At 31.3% G+C, this 17,465-nt stretch carries 18 protein-coding genes and 1 pseudogene; 18 read left to right on the forward strand and 1 reads right to left on the reverse strand.

The features are described 5' to 3' along the window. The 10 genes and pseudogenes from WY13_RS00005 to disA all read left to right on the forward strand — a co-directional run. The coding region (locus tag WY13_RS00005) for a group II intron maturase-specific domain-containing protein (RefSeq protein WP_278321754.1) at window positions 1–335 on the forward strand (335 nt) is incomplete at its 5' end. Between the two features lie 98 nt (window positions 336–433). Beyond that, window positions 434–1,945: pseudogene (locus WY13_RS00010) on the forward strand (elongation factor G); the annotation flags it as partial. A gap of 130 nt (window positions 1,946–2,075) precedes the next feature. Next, the gene (locus WY13_RS00015) at window positions 2,076–2,315 is read left to right on the forward strand and encodes a hypothetical protein (RefSeq protein ID WP_063553694.1); all 240 of its coding nucleotides are present in this window, start codon (window positions 2,076–2,078) and stop codon (window positions 2,313–2,315) included. Window positions 2,316–2,393: 78 nt separating this feature from the next. Next, complete coding sequence (locus tag WY13_RS00020) at window positions 2,394–3,020, forward strand: histidine phosphatase family protein (protein WP_063553695.1); 627 nt, start codon at window positions 2,394–2,396, stop codon at window positions 3,018–3,020. Window positions 3,021–3,172: 152 nt separating this feature from the next. Beyond that, window positions 3,173–3,655 (forward strand): CtsR family transcriptional regulator, encoded by a 483-nt coding sequence (locus WY13_RS00025; protein WP_063553696.1) that lies wholly within the window; start codon window positions 3,173–3,175, stop codon window positions 3,653–3,655. A gap of 69 nt (window positions 3,656–3,724) precedes the next feature. Beyond that, window positions 3,725–4,273: a UvrB/UvrC motif-containing protein gene (locus WY13_RS00030; RefSeq protein ID WP_063553697.1), complete on the forward strand. Its 549-nt coding sequence runs from the start codon at window positions 3,725–3,727 to the stop codon at window positions 4,271–4,273. A 2-nt stretch (window positions 4,274–4,275) separates the two neighbouring features. Continuing rightward, window positions 4,276–5,316 (forward strand): protein arginine kinase, encoded by a 1,041-nt coding sequence (locus WY13_RS00035; protein WP_063553698.1) that lies wholly within the window; start codon window positions 4,276–4,278, stop codon window positions 5,314–5,316. 20 nt (window positions 5,317–5,336) lie between these two features. Continuing rightward, window positions 5,337–7,778: an ATP-dependent Clp protease ATP-binding subunit gene (locus WY13_RS00040; protein ID WP_063553699.1), complete on the forward strand. Its 2,442-nt coding sequence runs from the start codon at window positions 5,337–5,339 to the stop codon at window positions 7,776–7,778. Between the two features lie 285 nt (window positions 7,779–8,063). Beyond that, on the forward strand, window positions 8,064–9,419 hold the full coding sequence (radA, locus tag WY13_RS00045) for a DNA repair protein RadA (RefSeq protein ID WP_063553700.1): 1,356 nt from the start codon (window positions 8,064–8,066) through the stop codon (window positions 9,417–9,419). A 14-nt stretch (window positions 9,420–9,433) separates the two neighbouring features. Then, complete coding sequence (gene disA, locus WY13_RS00050) at window positions 9,434–10,498, forward strand: DNA integrity scanning diadenylate cyclase DisA (RefSeq protein WP_063553804.1); 1,065 nt, start codon at window positions 9,434–9,436, stop codon at window positions 10,496–10,498. 39 nt (window positions 10,499–10,537) lie between these two features. On the opposite strand, the gene WY13_RS00055 is transcribed toward disA, so the two are convergent. Then, a complete protein-coding gene (locus WY13_RS00055; RefSeq protein WP_063553701.1) occupies window positions 10,538–10,942 on the reverse strand; it encodes a hypothetical protein in 405 nt (134 codons plus the stop codon). 302 nt (window positions 10,943–11,244) lie between these two features. Here WY13_RS00055 and WY13_RS00060 point away from each other — a divergent pair, with 302 nt between their 5' ends. The 8 genes from WY13_RS00060 to sigH all read left to right on the forward strand — a co-directional run bounded on the left by WY13_RS00060 (window position 11,245) and on the right by sigH (window position 17,420). Further along, window positions 11,245–12,372 carry a PIN/TRAM domain-containing protein gene (locus WY13_RS00060; protein WP_063553702.1) on the forward strand — a complete coding sequence of 376 codons (1,128 nt, stop codon included), beginning with the start codon at window positions 11,245–11,247 and terminating at the stop codon, window positions 12,370–12,372. A gap of 3 nt (window positions 12,373–12,375) precedes the next feature. Beyond that, a complete protein-coding gene (gene ispD, locus WY13_RS00065) occupies window positions 12,376–13,068 on the forward strand; it encodes a 2-C-methyl-D-erythritol 4-phosphate cytidylyltransferase (protein WP_063553703.1) in 693 nt (230 codons plus the stop codon). A gap of 295 nt (window positions 13,069–13,363) precedes the next feature. Next, window positions 13,364–14,761 carry a cysteine--tRNA ligase gene (gene cysS, locus WY13_RS00070; RefSeq protein WP_063553805.1) on the forward strand — a complete coding sequence of 466 codons (1,398 nt, stop codon included), beginning with the start codon at window positions 13,364–13,366 and terminating at the stop codon, window positions 14,759–14,761. Between the two features lie 26 nt (window positions 14,762–14,787). Then, a complete protein-coding gene (locus WY13_RS00075; protein WP_063553704.1) occupies window positions 14,788–15,213 on the forward strand; it encodes a Mini-ribonuclease 3 in 426 nt (141 codons plus the stop codon). Further along, complete coding sequence (locus tag WY13_RS21975) at window positions 15,214–15,336, forward strand: hypothetical protein (RefSeq protein ID WP_278321755.1); 123 nt, start codon at window positions 15,214–15,216, stop codon at window positions 15,334–15,336. A gap of 59 nt (window positions 15,337–15,395) precedes the next feature. Beyond that, a complete protein-coding gene (gene rlmB, locus WY13_RS00080; protein WP_063553705.1) occupies window positions 15,396–16,196 on the forward strand; it encodes a 23S rRNA (guanosine(2251)-2'-O)-methyltransferase RlmB in 801 nt (266 codons plus the stop codon). Further along, complete coding sequence (locus WY13_RS00085) at window positions 16,193–16,705, forward strand: NYN domain-containing protein (RefSeq protein WP_063553706.1); 513 nt, start codon at window positions 16,193–16,195, stop codon at window positions 16,703–16,705. The genes rlmB and WY13_RS00085 overlap by 4 nt, the downstream gene beginning before the upstream one ends. A gap of 73 nt (window positions 16,706–16,778) precedes the next feature. After that, window positions 16,779–17,420, forward strand: coding sequence for an RNA polymerase sporulation sigma factor SigH (gene sigH / locus WY13_RS00090; RefSeq protein ID WP_013240707.1), 642 nt, complete (start codon window positions 16,779–16,781; stop codon window positions 17,418–17,420). The last annotated feature ends 45 nt before the right edge of the window (window positions 17,421–17,465 follow it).

The following is a 17,465-nucleotide window of genomic DNA, read 5'->3' on the forward strand; positions in this document are numbered from 1 at the left end:
AGTTCTTTCGATGTAAAGTTAAGACTAGTAAGAAGAAATTCAGAAGTAAAGTTAAGACAATGAAAGAATGGATTAAGAAGAATAGGATAATGCCAGTAGGTGAATTGATTAAGAAAATTAATCAGAAACTAAGAGGACACTATCAGTATTATGGGGTCACTGATAATACAAGAAGTGTGAAGAGTTATCAAAATGTTGTAAAATGGTTGCTCTTTAAGTGGTTAAATAGAAGGAGCCAAAAGGAGAGCTATACAGTAGAAACATTCTATAAAGGTTTACTGAGAACTTTTCCATTATTAGAACCGAAAATAAGCGTAAGCTTATTCTATAGATGATTAAATATGATGTGAAAAGCCGTATGCTTTAATAGGGCACGTACGGTTTTATAGAGGAGCATGGGCGGTAACGCCTATGTTTACTCAAGAACATAGCAGAAGAAACTAGTATACCAAAAGACATTTTGGATAAAATCACAAAATGTAGAGATATGGTTATAGAAGCTGTGGCAGAAACAGATGAGGAGCTTTTAGATAAATATTTTAGTGAGGGTACTTTAAGTGATGAGGACATTTACAAAGGATTAGTAAGAGGCTGTTTAAAAGGTGAAATTACACCTGTGATGTGCGGATCTGCTGTAAATGGGATAGGAATAGATACTTTATTAGAAGATATAATTCAATGTTTCCCATCTCCTGAGGTTTCAGAGGTAATTGATGTTAATTTAGAACAAAAATCACAAGTTGTAGTTAAAGCAGACGAAAAAAGTCCCCTTTCAGCTTTTATTTTTAAAACTATAGCTGACCCTTTTGTAGGTAAGTTATCTTTATTTAGAGTTATGACTGGTAAGCTCAAATCAGATATGACAGTATATAATGTGAAAAAAGATAAAAGTGAAAAAATAGGGACTTTATATTTTTTAAAGGGAAAACAGCAGATACCTGTATCTGAAATAGGAGCTGGAGATATGGGAGCTGTTGCTAAATTACAATTTGCGAGCACAGGGGATACTTTATGTGACCCATCGTCTTTAGTTGTGTTTAAAGATATTGAATTTCCGGAACCAGTAATTTCGATGGCTATGTTACCTAAATCTAAAAATGATGAAGATAAAATATTTAATGGACTAAGTAAATTGTTAGAAGAAGACCCTACTTTTAAGATATCTAGAGATGTAGAAAATGCAGAGACTATAATTTCTGGACAAGGTGAAGTTCACATTGATGTGATATCATCTAAATTAAAGTCTAAATTTGGAACTGATGTTATTCTGAGAGAACCAAAAGTACATTATAGAGAAACAATAAGGAAAACCTCAGATGTACAGGGTAAACACAAAAAGCAATCAGGAGGACATGGACAGTATGGAGATGTAAAAATTAAGTTTGAACCAAGAAATGATAATCAAGATGATCTAGAATTTGTGGATAAAGTAGTAGGAGGAGTAGTTCCAAGACAGTATATACCAGCAGTTGAAAAAGGATTGAGAGAATGTATTAATCATGGGGTTTTAGCTGGATATCCTATAATAAGGATAAAAGCTACATTACATGATGGATCATATCATCCAGTAGATTCTTCAGAAATGGCTTTTAAGGTAGCTGCATCTTTAGCCTATAAGAAAGGAATTTTAGAAGCTGATCCTGTATTATTAGAACCAATTTTACATGTAGAAGTATGTGTTCCTGAAGAGTATATGGGAGATATAATTGGGAATATAAATAAACGAAGAGGGAGAGTACTTGGAATGGAGACTTCCGGGAAAAATCAGATAATAATAGCTGAAGTACCTGAAGCAGAAATGTTTAAGTATGCTACAGATTTAAGGTCCATGACTCAAGCTAGAGGAAGTTTCAACATGAGATTTGAAAGATATGAAGAGGTTCCAGATGTTCAAGCAAATAAGATAATAGAAAGCAAAAATAAAATAAAAGTTAGGCAAGAATAAATTTCAGCCTCAATAGAATATAATTCTATTGAGGTTTTTTAAAATTAAATATTGTGTATATTTTAATTCACTACAATGAATAATAATTTTATTAATCATTAGATGAACTTTTCAATTAAGGAGAGATTATATGTCTGAATATAAAATGAGCATAAAAGGTAAAATTACTTTGGAAGATTATAGTAGTATATATGATTATATAGCAATAGTAAATAAAAATGATAAATTAACTATAGTTGTAGATAGTAACGAAGATAAAAATGTAGATATAGTGTGCAATATGTTAAAAAATAAGTATTTTACTGTTAATCAAAATGAAACCTGTGATGGAGGAAAGTATTGTATAAAAGCATTTAAGAATGTGGATTAAATTATATAGTTACTATATATATGTTATAATGAAAAATTATAAGATCTATATTTGTCTAATGGAAAAGGAGATAAAGATATGATCGAATTATATATAGTAAGACATGGAGAAACAGTATGGAATACGGGAAAAAGAATGCAGGGTAGAAAAGATTCACCTCTTACGGAAAAGGGGATAAAGCAAGCTAATGAACTGGCGAAAAGGATAAAAAATATAAATTTTAATGTAATATACTTCAGTCCCCTAGGTAGAGCAATGGAAACAGCAAAAATAATAAGAGCACAAAGGAATATACCAATAATAAAAGATGATAGACTTATGGAGATAGATTTAGGGGACTGGGAAGGATTGAATGAAAAAGAAATTAAGGTGAAAAACTCAAAAGAGCTTTATAATTTTGGGACAAACCCTAAAATTTATAAACCTGACAATGGTGAGAAATTTGAACAGGTTAAGGTTAGGGCAGTATCCTTAATAAAAGATATTATAAATAACTGTGAAGGGAAGAAGGTTCTGCTTGTGACTCATACTATAACTTTAAAGACCATAATGGCATATTTTGAAAATACATCTCTGGAAAAATTTTGGAATTCACCTTATATTTATCAAGCAAGCTTAAGCCAGGTAAACATAAATAAAGGTAATGTTAAAGTTATTCTACATGGTGATTATTCTCATTTAACACATATAAACAGTATACAATAGTATGTATTAGAAAAATGGAGAGAATAGTATTTGAATTTAGTATTTGTGTATAAAACAAATATATTTAGTCAAATATAGAAGTTGAATAAAACCTGAATTAATAATATTATTAATTTAAAGTCAAAGAAAGTCAAAGTCAAGAAGGTGATAAATTGGCAAGATTATCAGATATAATAGAAGACTTTATAAAAGAAATGCTTAATAATAGTGAGGAGACTAAACTTCAAATTGGCAGAAACGAACTAGCTAACTATTTTAGTTGTGCGCCTTCCCAGATAAATTATGTATTGACTACTAGATTTACTATGGATAAAGGTTACTACATAGAAAGCAAGAGGGGCGGCGGCGGATGCATAATTATACGAAAAGTAGAATTTGACTGTAATGAGAATTTACTTAAAAGTATAATAGAAAAAATAGGGGACACCATAACATACAATGCTGCTGCACAGCTTATAGAAACGCTACTTGAAGAGAAGGTTATAACGGAAAGAGAAAACATAATATTAAAAACTATAATAAATGATAGGACACTAAATATTGAATTGAATAATAAAAATAAATTGAGGGCAGATATATTAAAATCAATTATAGTAGTTATATTCAGGAGTCCTAAATTTGGTATGAATAGATAAATATATGATATAATATTTATTGTATTAAATTACATTAAATGTTAATCATATGTGTATAGGAGTGGTGATATGATTTGTGATATATGTAAAAAAAATGAAGCTACAGTTCATATAACGAAAATAATAAATGGTTCCAAGCAGGATATTAATTTATGTGAAAAATGTGCTATGGAAAAGGGAGAACTTAATTTTGTACCTCAAATAGACTTTGTTTCTCCATTTGGATTTCAAAATATTTTAAGTGGAATTATGGATTATATGACAAGCAGCAATAATGAAGAGCATGAGACCTTTGATATATCTTGTAAAAACTGTGGCACATCTTATAGTGAATTTAAGAAAACAGGTCTTTTAGGATGCAGTGAGTGTTATGAAAATTTTAGTAATATTTTAGGACCTGTAATTAAGAGGGTTCAAGCAAATTTAGGTCATACAGGTAAAATACCTAAAAACCAAGGGAAAGGTATTATTGAAAGAAATAAGCTTTTGAAGTTAAAGTCAGATCTTCAAAAGGCAGTATCCTTAGAGGAGTATGAAAAAGCAGCAACTATAAGAGATGCTATAAAAGAAATTGAGAAACAAGTTCATGTGAGCAGCGAGAATAGGAAGGAGGGTTAATTTTGAATAATTGGACGACTACTTGTGATGATAGCAACGGAGGTTTAGTAATAAGTAGTAGGATAAGATTGGCTAGAAATTTGGCTGAAGTTCCATTTCCACATAAATTAGATGAAGAAAAAAGCAAAGAGGTAATTAAACTAGTAGAGAATGCTTTTTATACACCCTCCAGTAATAAGGACACATTTAAAACCAATTATTTGTGGGAAGAAACTGATAATGAGAAGCGAAATTATCTGGAAAAACATCTTATAAGCAAAAATTTGATAGATAACAGCCACAAATCTGCTTTTATACTAGATAATCAGCAGACTATAAGTATTATGATAAATGAAGAAGATCATATTAGAATCCAATGTATAACAGCAGGGTTAAATTTAGAAGAAGTGTATAATGTAAGTGATAAAATAGATGATTTATTGGAAGAAAATTTAAAATATGCATTTGATGAAAATTTAGGATATCTTACGGCATGTCCTACTAATATAGGAACGGGACTTAGAGCTTCTGTTATGCTGCATTTGCCAGCACTTTCTTTAAACAATCAGATGAATGGATTTTTAAATGCACTATCTCAAGTTGGAATGACTGTTAGAGGATTGTATGGTGAAGGTTCAAAGGCTATAGGAAATATATATCAGATTTCTAATCAGGTTACTTTAGGCAGAAGCGAAGAGGAAATACTGAGCAATTTAAAAGCTGTAGTTGTTCAGGTAACAAATGAAGAAAAGACTTCTAGAGAAAATCTTATGAAAAAATTTAAATATGAGTTAGAAGATAAAATTTACAGAGCATTGGGTATATTAAAATCAGCAGTGATTTTAAATGTAAATGAATGTTTCAAGCTTTTGTCTGATGTAAGATTAGGCGTTGAAATGGGAATAATTAAGAATATAAGCAAGGCCACCTTGAACAATCTTTTAGTAAGTACACAGCCTGCTACAATACAAGATGGAAATGAGAAAATTTTATCAGGCATTGAGATGAATCTTAATAGAGCAAAAATTGTGAAAGAAAAATTAAATATTGATGAAGTTCAATAAGAAGGATGGTGAAATACACTATGATGTTTGGAAGATTTACGGAAAGGGCACAAAAAGTATTAGTTTATGCTCAAGAAGAAGCACAAGCACTTCAACATGGATATGTAGGTACAGAACATATACTTTTGGGAATATTAAAAGAAGAAGGAATATCCAGAAATCTTTTAAGTGATATGAATGTAAACATTGAAACAGTAAGAAATTTTATAGAAGAATATGAGGGTAGGGGAGAAATAAATTTGTACAATAAGGAAATCCCGCTTACTCCAAGGACGAAAAGACTTTTAGAGCTAAGTTTGTTTGAAGCCAGAAATCTAAACCATAATTATATAAGTCCAGAGCATATTCTACTTGCACTTATAAGAGAGGCAGAGGGAGTTGCATTTACTATTTTAAACAATTTGGGAGTGGATTTTAACAAATTGAGGAAAGAACTTGTGGATTCACTTTCGGGAGAACAATCATCGATGAATTCAAGCGGTACTAAGAAAGAAAATGGAGAGCCAACCCCAACTTTAGACCAGTTTGGAAGAGACTTAACAGACATGGCAAAAGAGGGAAAATTGGACCCTGTTATAGGAAGAGATAAGGAAACTCAGAGGGTTTTGGAAATACTAAGTAGAAGAACTAAGAATAACCCTTGTCTAATAGGAGATCCTGGTGTAGGTAAAACTGCAATTGCAGAAGGATTGGCAGAAAAGATAGTATCGTGTAATATACCTGAACTTTTAAGGGGAAAAAGAGTAGTAACATTAGATCTTTCTTCAATGATAGCGGGATCAAAATATAGAGGAGAATTTGAAGAAAGACTTAAAAAAGTTATGGAAGAGATAAGAAAATCAGGTAATGTAATATTATTCATAGATGAAATCCATACTATAATAGGAGCAGGAGCAGCAGAAGGTGCTATAGATGCATCTAATATATTAAAACCAGCTTTAGCTAGAGGAGAAATACAATGCATAGGAGCCACCACTATAGATGAATATAGAAAATACATTGAAAAGGATGCTGCACTTGAAAGAAGATTTCAGCCTATAATAGTAGGAGAACCTACTAAAGAAGAGGCGGTTCTAATATTAAAAGGTCTTAGAGATAAATATGAGGCCCACCATAGAGTAAAAATAATAGATGAAGCTATAGATGCAGCAGTAAATTTGTCAGATAGATATATTACTGATAGATATTTACCTGATAAGGCAATTGATCTTATAGATGAAGCAGCTGCTAAAGTTAGAATACAAAATTTAATTGCCCCACCAGATTTAAAAAATTTAGAAGAAGAATTAGAAAAGGCAACTAAGGAAAAAGAGGATTCTATTAGGGTACAGGATTTTGAAAAAGCTGCTAGTTTAAGGGATAAAGAAAAGGAATTAAAAAATAAATTAGAAGGATTAAAAACTAACTGGAAGACTAAAAAAGAAGTATCAACACTTACGGTAGGAGAAGATCAAATTGCATCAGTAGTATCTCAGTGGACCAATATACCTGTAGAGAAGTTAACTGAAAAGGAATCAGAGAGATTGCTCAAATTAGAGGAAATTCTTCATAAGAGAGTAGTGGGTCAAGATGAAGCAGTTAAATCCATTTCTAAGGCAGTAAGAAGGGCTAGAGTTGGACTTAAAGATCCAAAGAGACCTATAGGTTCATTTATATTTTTGGGGCCTACAGGTGTTGGAAAAACTGAATTGTCAAAAGCTTTGGCAGAGGCTATGTTTGGCGACGAAAACAATATGATAAGAATTGATATGTCAGAATATATGGAAAAGCATACGGTATCTAGACTTATAGGATCACCTCCAGGGTATGTAGGCTATGATGAAGGAGGACAGCTTACTGAAAAAGTAAGAAGAAATCCTTATTCAGTAGTACTGTTTGATGAAATAGAAAAAGCACACCCAGAAGTATTTAATATATTGCTTCAAATACTTGAAGATGGAAGATTAACTGATGGAAAAGGAAAAACAATAAACTTTAAAAATACCATAATAATAATGACTTCTAATGTAGGGGCGGCTACTATTAGAAAACAAAAATCTATGGGATTTACTGCTTCTAAAGGTGATGACAAGGAAAGTCAATATGAAAAGATGAAAGATAATATAATGGAAGAACTTAAAAATTCTTTTAGGCCTGAATTCTTAAACAGAATTGATGATATTATAGTTTTTCACCAGTTAGAAAAGGAAGATTTGAAACAAATAGTAAAACTTATGTTAAAAGATGTTTCCTCAAGGCTTAAAGATCAGGAAATAGAAATTGGATTTACAGATAAAGCACAGGAGCTTTTGGCAAAAGAGGGTTTTGACTTAACTTATGGTGCAAGACCGCTTAGAAGAGCAATTACAAAAACTGTAGAAGATAGACTTTCTGAAGAAATGCTTAGAGGCAATGTTAAAAAGGGAGATAAGGTTAAAGTAGTTGTAGAAAAAGGAGAATTATTATTTAGTAAAGTCAATTAATTATTGACTCAGGTAAAATTAAACTTTATACTTTTTACAGTATAAAGTTTAATTTTTATCCGATGACTACCTGCTCTAATACTCCCACGCACTCCGTGAAAGCGACTGTCATCAAATGGAAGAGCTTGGGACACCTACTTTTATCCAAATGGGAGTAAAGAGCAGCTACGTCCCTGGATAACGATTTCTTAGCATAAAATGGAGTTAAAACTCCATTTTATGCTAAGAACTCTGTTTATATAAATTTAACTATTTTTATTGATTTATACAGGAAGAGATGATTCAATGGTAAAGAAAAAAACAGTTTTTGTATGCCAAGAATGTGGATATGAATCTCCAAAGTGGCTGGGTAAATGTCCTAACTGTAATAAATGGAACTGCATGGTAGAAGAGATTAAGTCACCTCAGGAAGTAACATTTTCTGATATGAAGTTTAGCAGCACACCAAAGAGTATAAATAATATAAAATCCGGTGAGTACGAAAGGCTAGATACTGGTATAATGGAATTGAATAGAGTTCTTGGAGGAGGAATTGTAAAAGGTTCAATAACACTTATATCCGGAGCTCCTGGTATTGGGAAATCAACTCTACTTTTACAGACGGCCAGCAATATTGCTGAAAAGTATGGAAAAGTGCTGTATGTTTCAGGAGAAGAGTCAGAAGAACAGATAAAGATGAGGGGAGATAGACTTGATTCTTTGTCTAATGATCTTTATATAGTTTCAGAAGTTAATATTGATAAAATAAAGGCTCATATAGAACAAACTAAACCCGTATTTGTAGTAGTGGATTCTATTCAGACTTTATTTAAAGAATCTATTAGCTCAGCACCGGGTAGTGTGTCTCAAGTAAGGGAAACTTCTAACGATATTATGCGTATAGGGAAGTCTAATAATATATCTTTTTTTATAGTGGCGCATGTTACAAAGCAGGGTGAGCTAGCAGGACCTAGGGTATTAGAACACATGGTGGATACTGTACTGTCTTTTGAAGGAGAAAGAACGGGAGAACTAAGAATTTTAAGAACTGTAAAAAATCGTTTTGGTACTACCAGCGAAATTGGTGTATTTGAAATGGCAGGAAGCGGGCTTAAAGAAATACTAAATCCTTCTGCAGCATTTTTAGAAGATAGAGAATTTCAAAAAGAAGGTTCTGTAATTATTGGTATAATGGAAGGAAGAAGACCTATACTGGTAGAAATACAAGCGTTGGTTAGCGAAACTAAAGCAGTTATACCAAGAAGAACAGCCGTTGGAGTAGATGTTTCTAGATTAAATTTAATTTTAGCAGTACTTGAGAAAAAACTTAGGATTACATTTTATAATTGCGATGTTTATGTAAATGTAGTAGGAGGACTTAAGATAGAGGGAACTTTTGGAGATTTAGGGCTTGCCCTTGCACTTATATCTAGTGCTAAATCTAGGGAAATAAAGCTAGATAATCTTTTGGCAGTAGGTGAGATTGGGCTTACAAGTGAAGTTAGACCAGTATCATTTTGTGATAGAATTGTAAATGAAGCAAAAAAAATGGGATTTAGAAATATAGTAATACCAGATAGAAATAAGGGAAAGGTAAATTCTAAAGATATAAATGTTATAGGTATATCCTCTCTGAAGGAGGCATTAAATAAAGTTTTTTAATTAGGGTGATGATTTTGAGATTAGAAAAAGATAAAGAACTTAAAAGTATATTAAAACTTTTAGCACCAGGAACTCAACTTAGGGAAGGCCTTAGAAATATTTTGAGAGCTAAAACCGGTGGACTTGTAGTTTTAGGAGATAGTGAACAGATAATGAAGGTGGTAGATGGTGGATTTGCCATTAATTCTGAATACAGTTCTTCTTATATATATGAGCTTGCAAAAATGGATGGTGCTATAATATTGAGTAGTGATTTAAAGAGAATATTATATGCAAATACTCAACTTATTCCAGATTCAACTATTCCAACTTTTGAAACTGGAACAAGGCATAGAACCGCAGATAGAGTGGCTAAACAAACAGGTGCAATAGTTATTGCTATTTCTCAAAGGAGAAATGTCATAACCGTATATAAAGGATACATTAAATATGTATTACAGGACAGTAGTATTATGCTTGGAAGGGCTAATCAAGCACTGCAAACTTTGGAAAAGTATGTTTCCGTACTTGATGGGGTTGTTAACAATCTTAATATTTTAGAGTTTCAAGACATAGTAACACTATTTGATGTAATGACGGCTATCCAAAGAACTGAAATGGTAATGAGAATAGTATCGGAGATTGAAAGATACATATGTGAACTTGGAAATGAAGGAAGATTAATTTCAATGCAATTAAACGAATTAATTAAAAGCGTTGAAAGAGACGGAATATTTATGATAAGAGACTATTGTCAAGGTGGTATGGATTATGATGAAATATATAAGCAACTTCAAGAAATAAGTTCAAGTGAACTATTCAATCTGGATAGTATTTCTAAATCTTTGGGATATGCAGGAGCTCCTCTAGTTGATACATTGATATCGCCAAGGGGATACAGAATGTTAAATAAAATTCCTAGGATACCAACTAATGTAATAGAAAACTTAGTGAAAAATTTTAAGGAGCTTAAAGGTGTTATGGAAGCATCCTATGAGCAGCTTGATAAAGTTGAAGGAATAGGAGAAGCTAGGGCCAGAGCTATAAAGAATGGATTGAGAAGGCTTAGAGAACAGATAATGATAGATAGTAAATTTTAAGCACAAAATAATATGACTGATATTATTTTGTGCTAGAAATCATCTGAAGGAATACTTACCTAGAGTATTTATTTTGTCATATTCTTTTAAAAGTATGTCATATAGATTTATATCCAGTGTATTACATAAGCAAGTAAGATAAAATAAATTATTTCCTATTTCGTTTTGTATTACATCTCTACAGTTGTCACATAGCTTACCTTTTACATGTGTACTTAAGCAAGATCTTAGGGATTCAATATCCAAATTATTATTTTCCGATGGAATATGTTGTTTCTTACCACAAACTTCTATACATCCGCAATTAGTAATAGATTTCGCAACAGCTCTATTTATTCTAGCATTTGATTCCTGAAGTTTCGTAATTATATCTAAAATACTCTTATGCCTTAATAGAGATTCACTTACTGTGTTTTGAAAGTTATCAAAAATTATATCTTTCATCAAGTTCAACTCCTTATATATTTAGGATATTATTTGTAAACTTTAGTTAGTACTAAGTAAAATTGCTCTATGCATATATAATAAACCAAGAATAAATTTATGAATAGGGGGATTATCATGTGAAATAATGGACAAAAGTGTTTATAAACTTTATTTTTTGGTATAATTATCTAAAGGGGCTTGTTAAATTAAGGACGTAAAGTAAATAATTTATTAAATAAATTTGGTTTTATTGAAAAATCTAGTTTATTAATATATAGTAAATGTAATGAAAAAATATCAATGTAAGGGAGGTGAGTCTATTGTTAAAAAAAATACTGAGAGGACTTTTTACAATAATAGGCTTAATATTAGGATATTTGCTGGGAAAGAGTGCGTTAAGTTCTAACTACTTTGTTAAAATATTTTATTTAGGAAATAGTCCAGTTAAACAATTTTTATTTTTATCTATATTAACCTTGTTTTTTGGAATCATGTTATTTTTAATATCACCATGGATTAATTCAATTATTATGAAAACTATGGATTATATCGAAAAAAGCCTTCAAAAGCTTCCTGCAGTAGAAATATTATTAGGTGTTTTGGGAGCATTAATAGGACTTCTAATATCAGCAGTATTTCTTAATTTGTTAGAAAAGATACCAGTTGTGGGAACTGTGCTTGCAGTAATAGTAGCTATACTTATGGCTGCATTAGGTACAAATATTGCTATACGAAAAAGAGAAGAATTAATGTCCATGTTTTCTAATATAGCCACTAGTGTAGCAACTAAAAGACTTCAGGGAACTAGAGAAAAAAAATCTAAAGGGGAGCACCAACATGCACATAAAGGTTATCCTAAGGTTTTAGATACTTCTGTAATAATAGATGGGAGAATATTTGATATATGCCAAACTGGATTTATAGAGGGACCACTTGTAATTCCAAACTTTGTACTAGCAGAATTAAGACATATAGCTGATTCTTCAGATGGATTGAAGAGAACTAGGGGAAGAAGAGGATTAGATATATTAAATAAGATACAGAAAGAGTTAAATATTGACGTTCAGATATATGAAAAAGATTTTCCAAACATACCAGAAGTGGATGCCAAGCTTTTAAAACTATCACAAGTTTTAGATGGAAAAGTAGTGACTAATGACTACAATTTAAATAAAGTTGCAGAGTTCCAAGGAGTACCAGTACTTAATATAAATGAACTCGCTAATGCGGTGAAACCTGTTGTACTTCCAGGAGAAGAAATGAATGTACAAATAATTAAGGACGGAAAAGAATCAGGACAGGGTATTGCATATTTAGATGATGGAACAATGATAGTTGTAGAAGGTGGAAAAAAGTATATAGGAGATACAAAAGGTGTGGTAGTAACTTCTGTTCTGCAAACAGCAGCAGGGAGAATGATATTTGCAAGACAAAAAGGGGATCTATAGCTTATGAAGGGTAATTATGCTATTATTGTAGCTGCTGGCAAGGGAAAAAGAATGGGAGCTGCTATTAATAAGCAATTTATTAAAATTAAGGGTAAGCCTATATTATATTATTCCATAAGGGCATTTTCCACAAATCCCCTTATAGATGGAATTATACTTGTATGTGCAGAAACTGAGATAGAATATTGTAAAACAGAAGTAGTAGATAAATATGAACTCCAGAAGGTAATTAAATTAGTTGCTGGGGGTAAAGAACGTCAGGATTCGGTATTTAATGGATTAGAAGTTTTAGAAAAAGAAAACTGTAATGTTGTTCTAATTCACGATGGAGCTAGACCTTTTGTCACTAGTAAGATTATTGACGATGGAATAAAATATTCTAATAGGTATGGGGCTTGTGCTTGTGGAGTTAGGCCTAAGGACACACTAAAAGTTAGGGGGGAAAGTGGATTCTCTTCTTCTACATTAGAGAGAAAAAGTCTATTTGCAGTTCAAACTCCGCAGTGTTTTAAATATGATTTAATTTATGGATGCCATAAAAAATTAATGAATGAAAAATTGTGTGTTACTGATGATACTATGGTAGTAGAGCATTATGGAAATAAGGTTTATTTGTATGAAGGCAACTATGAAAATATAAAAGTGACTACACCGGAGGATTTAAATATAGCTGAAAGTATAGTTGGAAAATATTAAATTGAGTTAGAGACCTATAAGTTTCCATGATGTTATGGATACTTATAGGTCTTCCTTATGTAAAGCAAGAGGGATAAAAATATTAATAGCACTTAAATAAGTTATAATAATGTGATAAAATATTTAGGGAATTTAAATCGAAATTGAAGTAAGAATTTTATCCAATAGGTATCTATTACAGATGAGAAATTCTAAGGATTCTATGGATAATAATTCTATTGGTATAAAAAACTTTATTTATATTTTTAATTTAGTTTATATAAATAGAGAAACTAAACAAGGAGGTCAAAATATCATGAAAATTTTTAATACAATGACCAGGCAAAAGGAAGAATTTGTTCCATTAGATTCTAATGAAGTAAAAATGTATGTATGTGGTCCTACAGTATATAATTTTTTTCATATAGGCAATGCAAGAACTTTTGTTGTGTTTGACACTGTTAGACGATATTTAGAGTACAAGGGATATAAAGTAAGATTCATACAAAATTTTACGGATATTGATGATAAGATGATAAAAAGAGCACAAGATGAACATATAACTGTAAAAGAACTAGGAGATAAGTTTATAAAAGAATATTATAAGGATGCAGATGCCTTGTACATAAAAAGGGCTACTGTAAATCCTAGAGCTACTTTATACATAACAAAAATAATTGAATTTATAGGAGATTTAATAGATAGAGGCTATGCCTATGAGATAGATGGGGATGTCTATTTTAGTACAAAAAAATTCAGCAATTATGGAAAACTTTCTGGACAAAATATAGATGATCTTAGGGCAGGAGCTAGAATAGATGTTGATGAGAGAAAAAAAGATCCTATGGATTTCGCAGTTTGGAAAGGGCAAAAACCTGGTGAACCTGCATGGGAAAGCCCTTGGGGAATGGGAAGGCCAGGATGGCATATAGAATGCTCTTGTATGGCACATGATTTACTAGGAGAAACTATAGACATACATGCAGGAGGGTCTGATTTAATGTTCCCCCATCATGAGAATGAAATAGCTCAAAGTGAAGGTAGAACCGGTAAAACATTTGCTAGGTATTGGATGCATTCTGCTTTTGTAAATGTGAATAACCAAAAAATGTCAAAATCATTAAACAACTTTTTTACTGTAAGGGAAATTTTGGAAAAGTACGAATCGGACGTAATAAGAATGTTTATGCTATCAGGTCATTATAGAACTCAAATAAATTTTAGTATAGAACTTTTAGATTCTACAAAATCAGCGTTAGATAGATTGTACAATTCAATAACAAATTTAGAAAGTCTTTTAGATAATAAAAAAAATATATCAATTTCAGAAAATGAAAAAGAATATAGAAATAAATTAGATAAATATAAGCAAAGATACATTGAAAAGATGGACGATGACTTTAATACAGCAGATGCTATTTCTGTAATTTTTGACTTGGTAAAGGATATAAATGTAAGCATAAATAAGGATTCCTCTGTGGAAGTGATTAGAGATTCGCTCAATTTAATAAGGGAACTGGGAGCTCCACTTGGAATACTACAGCAATCTAAGCGAGGAAGCATTGAAAAAGAAATTGAAGCTTTAATAGAGAAGAGACAAATAGCTAGAAGTGAAAAAAACTGGGCACTTTCCGATAAAATAAGGGATGATTTGAAGGCACAGGGAATAGTATTAGAAGATACACCAGAAGGAGTAAGATGGAAAAGAGTATAGAGATTATAATTTAACGGGGGATAAAGATGGAAAATGATTTGTTAGAGATAAGAATGAGTGAAACAGAGGTAAGACAGATGAGTCCCCTTGCACTTGCGTTTATTGGAGATGCTGTATATGAGGTGTTTGTAAGAACTTACTTAGCCAGTAAAAACAGAAATATGTCTGTACATAATTTGCATGTGGAAGCTATAAAATTTGTAAAGGCCCATTCTCAGAGTGAAATTATAAAAAAATTGGAACAAGAGTTATCTGATAGGGAAATGTATTTTTTTAAAAAAGGACGAAATGCTAAGTCAGGGACAGTTCCTAAAAACGCAGATGTACAGGAGTATAGATTTGCAACTGGATTTGAAACATTAATTGGCTTTTTATATTTAATAGGTAACCGAGATAGATTAAATTATTTATTTAGGTTTATAATAAACTTGAAGAATAAAGGGGAATTTTAATTGGCATTAAAGGTTAAGTTAATTGAATATATGCCTAATTTGTTTGTGAACTGTGGACCTTCCTGTGTAAATGGATCTTGTTCGGAAGGAAAAATGACTTGTGGAAAATTACAAGAGATATGAAAGTAATATAAGGTAGACGAAAAAAGTAAATAAGAAATTGAGGTATAAAGGGTAGGATTATGAAAAATAAGTATAAAAAGTCAACGAACTTGACAGATAAAACTGAGTTTAGAGAGGATTTAATTGAAGGCAGAAATGCAGTTATTGAAGCTTTAAAGTCAAGTAATACAACTATAGAACAGATTTTTCTTGCAGAGGGAAATATGTCAGGTTCTATAAATATAATACTTGCTAAAGCTAAAGAGAAGCATATAGTTGTAAAACAGGTGGATAGAAAAAAGTTAGATAAAATTTCCCAGACAGGAGCACATCAAGGGGTAATTGCACAAATAACTCCTTATAAATACTGTGAAGTAGAGGATATATTAGGATACGCTAGAGAAAAAAAAGAAGCTCCTTTTATAATTGTATTAGATGAAATAGAAGATCCTCATAACTTTGGTGCAATAATAAGAACTGCTGAAATATGCGGTGCTCATGGAATTATAATACCTAAAAGAAGAAATGTGGGAATTACGCCTGTAGTATATAAATCTTCTGTAGGAGCAGCAGAGTATATGAAAATATGTAAAGTTACAAATTTAAATACTACAATAGAAAAATTAAAGAAAGATGGTATATGGGTATATGGGGCTGATATGAGTGGAGAAAATTATTGCTTTGATGTTGATTTTAAGGGACCTGCGGCTTTAATAATAGGAAGTGAAGGAAGAGGAATAGCTAAACTGACTAAAGAAAAATGTGATGTGCTGGTAAAGATACCTATGGTAGGAAGAGTATCATCCTTAAATGCTTCTGTGGCAGGTGGCATATTGATGTATGAAATATTAAAGCAAAGAATAAAATGTGGTAGAAATTGAGAAATATTTTTGTAGATGGATATAATGTTATAAATAGTTGGCCTAAGTTAAATAATATAAAGAATTATAGCCTTGAAACCGCAAGACAGTCGCTTATAGAAACTTTAAGCAATTACTCGGTATATAAGGGCTATAAAGTTTTTATAGTATTTGATGCCCATATGGTATCGGGAAGCTTAGAAAAAAAAGAAAAAATTAATAAAAATGTTGTAGTAGTATTTACTAAAGAAAATGAGACGGCAGATAGTTTTATAGAAAGAACTGTAAATAATATAGGACGTAAAAATGAAGTGTTTGTAGTAACTTCTGATTCGCTGGAACAGCAAGTAACATTTCAGAGAGGTGCTGTTAGGATGTCCTCTATTGAATTTTATCATGAAGTTAATAATGTGGAGAATCATATAAAAAGTAAAATTGAAAAGAAATATTACGAGCAAAGAGATACTTTGGAAGATAGGATAAAAGAGGATATATTGGAAATACTTGAAAAGATTCGTAAAAGTGACTAAAATGTATTGACTATAAATTTACTTTTAATGTATAATTGTAGCAGTGGTTTATAATTGTGTTGGAGGGGATATCTTGGATAATAGGAGTTATAATGCTAGGAAAGTTTCCCCCTTTGAAGAGAAATTAGATGAAGAAATAGTTATTGAAGCAAAAAAAGGGGATGTAAGTGCTCAAGAGTACCTGATAAATAAATATGGAAATTTTGTTAAATCAAAATCAAAGTCATATTTTTTAATCGGTGCGGATAAGGAGGATATATACCAGGAAGGTATGATAGGTTTATATAAGGCTATAAGGGATTTTAAACCAGATAAGCTATCATCTTTTAAAGCTTTTGCAGAACTTTGCGTGACCCGTCAAATAATAACTGCTATAAAAACTGCTACTAGACAGAAGCATATTCCATTAAATACATATATATCTTTAAATAAGCCTATATATGATGAAGAATCAGATAGAACTTTATTGGATGTTTTATCTGAAACTAAGGTGGCAGATCCCGAAGAACTTGTAATTGGAAGGGAAGAGCTAAATCATATACAAAGTGAAATAGGAGAAGTGTTGTCAAATTTAGAAATGGAAGTACTTATGTCTTATGTAGATGGGAAGTCATATCAAGAAATTGCATGTGATTTAGATAGACATGCCAAGTCTATAGATAATGCTTTACAGAGAGTTAAAAGAAAACTGGAAAAATGTTTAATTCATAAATAAAAAATAGTATATTGACAAAAAAATATACTTGTATTAGAATTAATA

It is taken from the genome of Clostridium ljungdahlii (genome assembly GCF_001636845.1).
GTDB lineage: Bacteria > Bacillota > Clostridia > Clostridiales > Clostridiaceae > Clostridium_B > Clostridium_B ljungdahlii_A.

What these genes read in the sequence shown, in the direction of transcription:
- cysS (WP_063553805.1), top strand. Translation starts at nt 13,364, where the DNA reads ATGAAAATTTTTAATACAATGACCAGGCAAAAGGAAGAATTTGTTCCA.
- WY13_RS00075 (WP_063553704.1), top strand. Translation starts at nt 14,788, where the DNA reads ATGGAAAATGATTTGTTAGAGATAAGAATGAGTGAAACAGAGGTAAGA.
- WY13_RS00020 (WP_063553695.1), top strand. Translation starts at nt 2,394, where the DNA reads ATGATCGAATTATATATAGTAAGACATGGAGAAACAGTATGGAATACG.
- radA (WP_063553700.1), top strand. Translation starts at nt 8,064, where the DNA reads ATGGTAAAGAAAAAAACAGTTTTTGTATGCCAAGAATGTGGATATGAA.
- WY13_RS00030 (WP_063553697.1), top strand. Translation starts at nt 3,725, where the DNA reads ATGATTTGTGATATATGTAAAAAAAATGAAGCTACAGTTCATATAACG.
- WY13_RS00040 (WP_063553699.1), top strand. Translation starts at nt 5,337, where the DNA reads ATGATGTTTGGAAGATTTACGGAAAGGGCACAAAAAGTATTAGTTTAT.
- ispD (WP_063553703.1), top strand. Translation starts at nt 12,376, where the DNA reads ATGAAGGGTAATTATGCTATTATTGTAGCTGCTGGCAAGGGAAAAAGA.
- WY13_RS00055 (WP_063553701.1), bottom strand. Translation starts at nt 10,942, where the DNA reads ATGAAAGATATAATTTTTGATAACTTTCAAAACACAGTAAGTGAATCT.
- WY13_RS00015 (WP_063553694.1), top strand. Translation starts at nt 2,076, where the DNA reads ATGTCTGAATATAAAATGAGCATAAAAGGTAAAATTACTTTGGAAGAT.
- rlmB (WP_063553705.1), top strand. Translation starts at nt 15,396, where the DNA reads ATGAAAAATAAGTATAAAAAGTCAACGAACTTGACAGATAAAACTGAG.